Consider the following 7,141-nt stretch of genomic DNA (forward strand, 5'->3'; position numbering starts at 1 on the left):
CAATTGCGCGGCCGTCCGCAATCCTCCCGCCGGCCTATTTGTGGCGATTTCGCAGGGCCCAAGCCGTCAGTACGGCCGCTCCGGCGGCGGCCAGGCTGACGGCGCGCGTAAGACGTACCGCACGGCGGATGTCCTTGACGTCGGGCTCGGGCCCGTCGCCCATGGTCGGGCGGTGCTCGGTCCTGCCCTGGTAGACGTTCGTGCCGCCCAGGGTGACGCCGAGCGCCCCGGCGAAGGCGGCCTCGCACCTGCCGGCGTTCGGGCTGGGGTGCCGGTGGCCGTCCCGCCTGAGCACCGCCAACGCGCGGCCGGGGTCCGGCCCGGCCAGGACCGTGAGCAGCCCCGTCACCCTGGCCGGGACGTAGTTCGCCACGTCGTCGAGCCTGGCCGCCGCCCAGCCGAACCGTTCGTAGCGGGGGGAGCGGTGGCCGACCATGGCGTCCAGCGTGTTGATCGCCCGGTACGCCAGCAGCCCCGGCACGCCCGCCACCGCGCCCCAGAAGAGCGGGGCCACGACGGCGTCGGAGGTGTTCTCGGCCAGCGACTCGACCGTGGCCCTGGCGAGTTCCTTGGCCTCGAGGTGGGAGGGGTCGCGGCCGCAGAGGTGGGGGAGCCGGGTCCTGGCTCGTTCCAGGTCGTCGCGCTCGAGGGCGTCCGCCATGTACTCGCCCTCGCGGGCGAGCGTGGTGCCACCGAGCACGGCCCAGGTGGCGACGGCTGTGACGACCGTACGGGCGTGGGGGATCCGCTGGGCGAGGACTCCGAGCGCGGTCGCGCCCCCGACGCAGATGGCGACATGTGCCACCCCGTGCGCCTTCTTGTCCGCGTACAGGGACTTCTCCACCTTCGCGGCGACACGCCCGAAGACGGCGACCGGGTGAGCGGCGCTCTGCGGGTCGGCGATCAGCCGGTCGAGGGCCACCCCGAGGGCGAGCCCCAGCGGGTCACACCAGGTGGGCATGGAGCTCGTCTTCGTGTACGTCCAGCCAGGCCGCCGCGCGGCGGATGCGCTCGCCGGCGCCGCCCGCCCACATCTTCGCCCAGTTGCCGCCCGCCGAGGCGCGGGTGCGCATGACGTCGTAGGAGCGGTGGAAGCGGAGCCTGGCCAGTTCGAGGAGGCGGCGGCGGTCGCGGGGCGGCACGCCGTACGCGTCGCAGAACAGCCGCAGCCGCTCGCCCACGTCGAGGTTGCGGAGGAGCGGGGCGCGGTCGACGGGGTCGGCGATGGGGGCCCAGTGGCGAAGCGTGGTGACGACGTCGAAGAGCCGCGTGGTGGGCCGGGCCAGGTCGAAGTCGATCAGCGCGCGGGGCCTGCCTTCGCGAAATATCACGTTTTCTGGCGTTAAATCACAATGTCCGATGATTTCTGGCGATTTGTCGTCATTTGACCCACCTTCCCACCCCTCCAGGGACAGCGGAAACCCGACAGTCGCGTCATGATATTCCCGAAGCAACACCGCAAGCCCGGCCAGCGCCTCATCACTCACGCTCTCAAGCCGCAACCCGGTCGTACCCGGCACATACGTGAGGATCTCCCGCCCGAGCCCGTCCATCCCCACCACCCGCGGTGCCCCTCCGAACCCACGAGCCTGAAGGTGCCGGAGCAGGGCGTGCACGGCGGGTGTCGACGTACTGGCCGGTCTACGCACGGTGTCACCGACCCGCACCACCCCGTCAGTCACGTCCCCGCCCTGCAACGGAATCTCATGCAGGAGCGTCGCGACCATGCCACGAGAGCTTAGACCCTTTTGCCCCACCCCCGCCCCGCCTTTTCCCCAGCTCCCCCCATCCCACCCCGCCCTCCAAACCGACCTCTCCCCCCAACCCTCCTCACGCTTGCACCACCCCTCATGCTGCGTGCGAACCCCACTCACCAACCGCACCATCCCCGGTCACCACCTGCTCCCCGCCACCGGTTCCTACACTGCGAGGTCCCAAACGGCCGGGTTCTTCACCGGCGGGTCCTCCGCCAAGGGGCCTTACAGCGAAGGATGTTGCGCGGCCGGGGACCTGCACCGCGGGCTCCTCCACCGGCGGGTCCTGCGCCAAGGGGCCTTACACCGAAGGATGCTGCGCGGCCGGATCCTCCGCCGCGGGGTCCTCCACCGCAGGGTCCTCTACTGCTGGGTCCTGCGCCGCGGGGTGCTGCGCGGCTGGGTGCTGTGTTGCCGGGTGCTGTGCAGGCGGGCCAGCGCGGCCGGGTCCTCAGCGCCACTGCTGGGGCCGATGCTCGGCCAGGTGTCCTCCGATCTCCTCCTCAAACCCCTGGCGGCGGCGTTCGGCATACCCCTGCGAACGCTGATCTTCGCCCCGGCGCTCCCACCCATCCTCATCGCCAAACGCTCGATAGCCATGCCCGACGCCCACGAGACCGACCACGACACCCACCATGCCAGCCGCCACCACACCAGCCACCACCACGCAGACCCATCACCACACCCACACCCATGCTGGCCTCCCCGCCGACGCTCGAATCGGCCACAGCCTCCCGGACAGCCCGCCCACCAGACAGACACCTCCCCGACGATGGCCGCGGTGACAGAGATAACCCCTCACAACTTCACGGACGGTCACATCCCTCTACGACACGCCCGCCGCCGCGCCCCTGCCTTCCTGTTCCTGGACGCGTCTCCCCCTGAACTCCCTCATCACCATCCCGGACAGCGCCTGAGCGCCAACCTAGGTCTTTTCGCCGGTTTCCTCCCCAATCCAGCCGCCTCCGATATCCTCCCAGAGGCCCACACACCCTTCCGGGCCACCGGCTTGACCCTGACGACTGCGGCCTTGGGGACGCTGTTCATGTGGGGTGTGATCGGGCTGACAGACTGACACGAGGAAAACGTGTGCGTGACATGTCGCCGGATCATGCACAATAAGGCGGGAGCGCCCTTAGCTCAGCTGGATAGAGCACCGGACTTCTAATCCGACGGTCGCAGGTTCGAATCCTGCAGGGCGCGCGTCCAAGACCAGGCAATCTGCGGGTTGACCTGGTCTTTCGCATGATCGGTGGTCTTGGCTCGTAGGCAGGGTGAGGCGGCCGAAAGCAGCCCTGTGCCACTGGTCGCGGAACATACGCGGAATGCTCGCACGCCCGTTTCCCCAGGTGGGTACGGCGGTTTCGAGCCCCGGAACGGCGAAAGGACCCCGAGGTGTCCCGGGGTCCTGCCGTGGGTTGTGGATCATCCAGCGAGCGCGTCCAAGATGCGCCGGTTGGCGACTTCCCGTTGGCCGTCGATGCACTTGGCGTAGACGCGGAGCATCACGTCCACGCCGTGGCCCGCTCGTTCGGCCGCTTCCGGGGCGTGCACGCCTGCGTTGAGCCAGAGCGAGACGGCCGCGTGGCGCAGGTCGTATGGCCTGCCCGCCAGGGGAGATGCGGCCTGGTCGGGTGTGAAGGCGTACGTCCGAGCTTCCTGCCAGACCTTCGCGTAGGCAGACCCGGAGATCACGCCGCCTGTGCGAGTGCGGAAGAGCCGGCCGTCCTCGCCGACCCCGAACGCTGCGATGTGATCGCGGAGGATGGCCACCAGTTCAGCCGGGATGGGAACGGTGCGTGTCTGCTTCACGTCCCGGTGTTTCAGGCCGCGTTCATCGTGGGCCTGCCCGGAGTCGGTGAACCGCTTGTTGCTCTGGGGCCTGGTCTTCTCCAGTGTCAATAGGCCCCAGCCCTTCGCCGGGAGGTGACAGTCCTTCTGGCGTAGTCCGGCCGCCTCAGCCGGACGTAGGCCGCCGAAGTACATGCAGGCGAACATCGCGGCCAGCATCGGCCCGCGGGACCGTCCCACATAGGTCACCGCAGTGAGCAGTTCGCGGGCCTGCTGCGGATTGACCACCGAGCGCCGATCAACCTCGCCGCTCACCTTGGCCTTGCGGAACTTGACCTTGTGGAGCGGATTTGCCGAAAGCTCCTCCAGCTCCACGGCGTATTCCAGAGCGTGGTGGAAGACGGCCCGCTTGCGGCGATAGGTCGAGGTCGCCGCGGCCTTGCCGTCCAGAAGCAGCGCCAGAGCTTCCAAGGCCGTACGAGCGTGCTTGGTCTCCTCCAGAGCGCTCAGCGGGAGCGACGCACTCTCCAGCCAGCGCAAGGTCCGTGAGATCTCCGGCGTCGGAGTCGGCCTGCGGTCTTCGGGCAAGAACGAGTATGCGCGCAGTGTCCGCCGGATGATCTCGTCGGATGGCCGGCCGGGCACATCGCCCACCAGGACGCGGGTCAGGGTAGCGAGTGTGTCGGTCATGCCCTCGCGGGACTTGGCCGCCGCGTGGGGCCACCAGGCGTGTACGTAGGCGACGGCGAAGGAGTACCAGGTGCGGGACTCCTTGGCCTTGACTTCTAATCCGACGGTCGCAGGTTCGAATCCTGCAGGGCGCGCTTTGATCATGGTTTGACCTGTGGTTATGCGGGATCGGATGCGTTCTAGAATTTTCGTCTAGCGGTTGCGTGCTCCGTACGTGCTCGGGCGCACCAACCGCGCACAAACCATGATCCACTCACCGCCTCCGGCAGCTGCGGGAAGAGCAGCGGCCCCGCCTCGCCACGAGCAGGCGGCGGGTGCGGGGCCGGATGCCTAATCCGACTGTCAGCTCCTCAGGGAGATGAGTTTCCCGGGTTCGGCCTGGTCTTCCTTGCCGAACAGCAAGGCCGCGGTCTTCTCGGCCGCGGCCGGGGCGACCTGCGGGTAGACAGATGTGTAGGTGTCAGCGGTGAAGGCGCTGGAGGTGTGTCCCAGGGTTTCTTGTACCACCTTCATCTCCACTCCGGCGGCCAGCATGAGCGAGGCGGCGCCATGGCGGAGGTCATGGAGCCGGATGGGTGGCAGGCCAGCCAGGTAGGCCAGCCAGAGGAACTGGTCGGACACGTGCTGGGGATGCAGGCGGCTGCCGTCGGGTTGGGTGAAGACGAACCCGGTGTCGGTCCACGCCTCGCCCATGGCCAGCCGTTCCTGGAGTTGCTGCTGCCGGTGAGCGCGCAGCACCTGGGCGGTGTCGGTGTCGAGGGCGATGGTCCGCACGGAGGCGTCGGTCTTCGGCGTGCCCTCGCGGACCTGCCAGGCCAGTTGCACGAGTTGCCAGTTCACCGTCAGGGTGCGGCCGTCGAGGTCGACCTCCTTCCAGCGCAGCCCGCACGCCTCGCCCCGGCGTAGCCCGCGCAGCGCGATCAACTGATACAGGGCGAACAGGCGATGCCGTCGTGCCTCTTCGAGGAACAGGCGGGTCTGAGCGGGCGTCCACACCATCACCGACGACGGGCGCGGCACGCTGGTGTAGGCGTCGATCGGATCGACCCGTCTACCGGCGCGGCGCTGCTTTTCCGCCTGGCGGTATTCGCGGTAGTCAATCTGCCAGGCGCGGACCCGGTCGTCGGTCCACACCAGCGCTCTGGGCCGGGCCTTGGCCGGCATCTCCAACACGGCGGCAGGGTTGAAGTCGATCAGCCGATCCTGGCGCATCGCCATGTTCAACGCGTGCCGCAGGGTGGCACGGATGCTGTGCATCGTCGCGACGCTGATCGGCCGCCGATACTTGACGCTCGCCCGTACCACCGGGTCCGGATCGGTGCGGCGTTCGGTGATGGTGTCGTTGAACTCCTCGATCTGCTCGAACATCAACGCGATGTCGCTGACCTTGAGCTGATCCAACCGCAACTGTCCCAGATACGGCGTCAGGTAAAGCCGGATATGGCCTTCGTAGGAGCGTCGGGTGGTCTCCTCGATCCTCCGCTTGCGGTTGAGGAACTCGGTCAGCCACTGCTCGACGGTGATCTCCTGGGTCAGATGCTGCCCGGTCTTGATCTTTCGGCGGACGGTCTCCGCGTTCGGGAGCGTGTTGGTCTCGGCCAGCGTGCGTTTGATCAGGTCGGCGATCTGGGTGCGGGTGGCGGGCTCGCGCGGGTCTGCCAGCGCAAGCAGGTCGCGCACCTGGCCGAGTTCGTCCTTGGCTGCGTCCTGAGTGGCGAAGCCGCCGCGGCGCAGGGGCCCACGCCGCTTGCCGTCAGGGCTGGGCGGGAGTTCGATCTGGTAGTTCCAGATGCCGTGCCGGTAGCTCCACCCGCCGTCGGCGCGGCGGAGCTTGGGGCATTTCTGCCCGAGTTCCTTGCCGTCGCTGTCGCGGCAGGAACAGCGTTTGAACGTGCGTCCCTCGGCCATGGCGTGTCTCGTTCCTCTTCTCTTCGGTGCTGTTGGGTAGGGCTGGTGTGGCGGTGAGCAGGGGGAGCGGGGTGGCGCACGGCACAGGGTTGTTGCGCCCAGCCCCGAAGCGGCTGGTGAAGGAACTGGTCGCCCTGGTCACAGGGTGTGCCTTTGGAGGTCCTGTTCCGAGCACTCATCCCGCGATGTCCCGCTCAGCCACGACCCCGGCGATCGCTGGGCACGGCGCACGGCGATCCCGTTGCCCGTGCCGCCGCCTGTACGGCATGGAGCGCTGGGGTCGTCGTGTTCCCGTCCGACGCGGCCGATGCGGTGGCATGCTCGGGCGAGCACGCCTGTGGTCGTCACCCGCCGCACCGATGGCCGTGCCGGACAGGGCGTATCGACGCCCACCTGGATGGCGACGGTCAAGGCCGAATCCGACGATCAACTCCAGGCCGGGGCACCGGCGGTCTCCACGCGGCGTCGCCGCCATCTCACCGCGTATTGCTTCTTGGAGGCGCCACAGAGTAAGAGCGGCTCTGGCGTGCAGGAACGCACCCACCTGTGCAGGTGAGATGAGACAGCCGTTTCCAGCACGTCGGCCCGGAATGACCGGGCGGTCGCTGTCATCGATCGGCAGTTGAGCGCCGTCAGTCGTGCTAAACGGTATGGGCCGCGGTCGCGGTGCACGGCGGATGATGTGGTTCGGTGGTGTTGCGTTGTGGTGAGGTGGTGTCATGTTGGTGCGGCCCGATCACCTGGCCCACCTGATCCCTGTCATCTTTTAAATACCTGTGATCAGGCCCGGATTCGGACAACAGACGAAGCAAAGGTTCGACCATGATTACCGGACAAAGCATTCATATCCGGTGCACACTCATCGTCCTCGATCGGCAGGGGCACCCTCGGGACGGGGGTTAACCCCAGGTATTCAATCGGTCGGGTGGTAACGGCCTGAAACAAGAGAAAAGGTGCCCCTGAGCTGCAAGGATTCGAGTGTCGAAGTCGTATCCACC

5 protein-coding genes and 1 tRNA gene are annotated in these 7,141 nt (G+C 67.8%); 2 read left to right on the forward strand and 4 right to left on the reverse strand.

From position 1 onward, the window contains the following. Positions 1 to 34: 34 nt before the first annotated feature. Positions 35 to 961, reverse strand: a complete 927-nt coding sequence (locus tag ACIBI9_RS44320) for a cobalamin biosynthesis protein (protein ID WP_397231884.1) — start codon at positions 959 to 961, stop codon at positions 35 to 37. Continuing rightward, entirely contained in the window at positions 945 to 1,886 is a 942-nt protein-coding gene (locus tag ACIBI9_RS44325) for a phosphotransferase (protein ID WP_397231886.1), read from the reverse strand. Before ACIBI9_RS44325 ends, ACIBI9_RS44320 begins: the two co-directional genes overlap by 17 nt. Positions 1,887 to 2,238: 352 nt before the next feature. Here ACIBI9_RS44325 and ACIBI9_RS44330 point away from each other — a divergent pair, with 352 nt between their 5' ends. Beyond that, positions 2,239 to 2,829 carry a hypothetical protein gene (locus ACIBI9_RS44330; RefSeq protein ID WP_397231888.1) on the forward strand — a complete coding sequence of 197 codons (591 nt, stop codon included), beginning with the start codon at positions 2,239 to 2,241 and terminating at the stop codon, positions 2,827 to 2,829. Positions 2,830 to 2,883: 54 nt separating this feature from the next. After that, positions 2,884 to 2,957: transfer RNA gene (locus ACIBI9_RS44335), tRNA-Arg, on the forward strand. A gap of 222 nt (positions 2,958 to 3,179) precedes the next feature. On the opposite strand, the gene ACIBI9_RS44340 is transcribed toward ACIBI9_RS44335, so the two are convergent. Both ACIBI9_RS44340 and ACIBI9_RS44345 read right to left on the reverse strand, forming a co-directional pair. Next, entirely contained in the window at positions 3,180 to 4,379 is a 1,200-nt protein-coding gene (locus tag ACIBI9_RS44340; protein WP_397231890.1) for a tyrosine-type recombinase/integrase, read from the reverse strand. A gap of 198 nt (positions 4,380 to 4,577) precedes the next feature. Then, positions 4,578 to 6,143, reverse strand: coding sequence for a tyrosine-type recombinase/integrase (locus ACIBI9_RS44345; protein ID WP_397231892.1), 1,566 nt, complete (start codon positions 6,141 to 6,143; stop codon positions 4,578 to 4,580). Between the last annotated feature and the right edge of the window lie 998 nt (positions 6,144 to 7,141).

The sequence above is a fragment of the Nonomuraea sp. NPDC050451 genome (assembly GCF_044458585.1).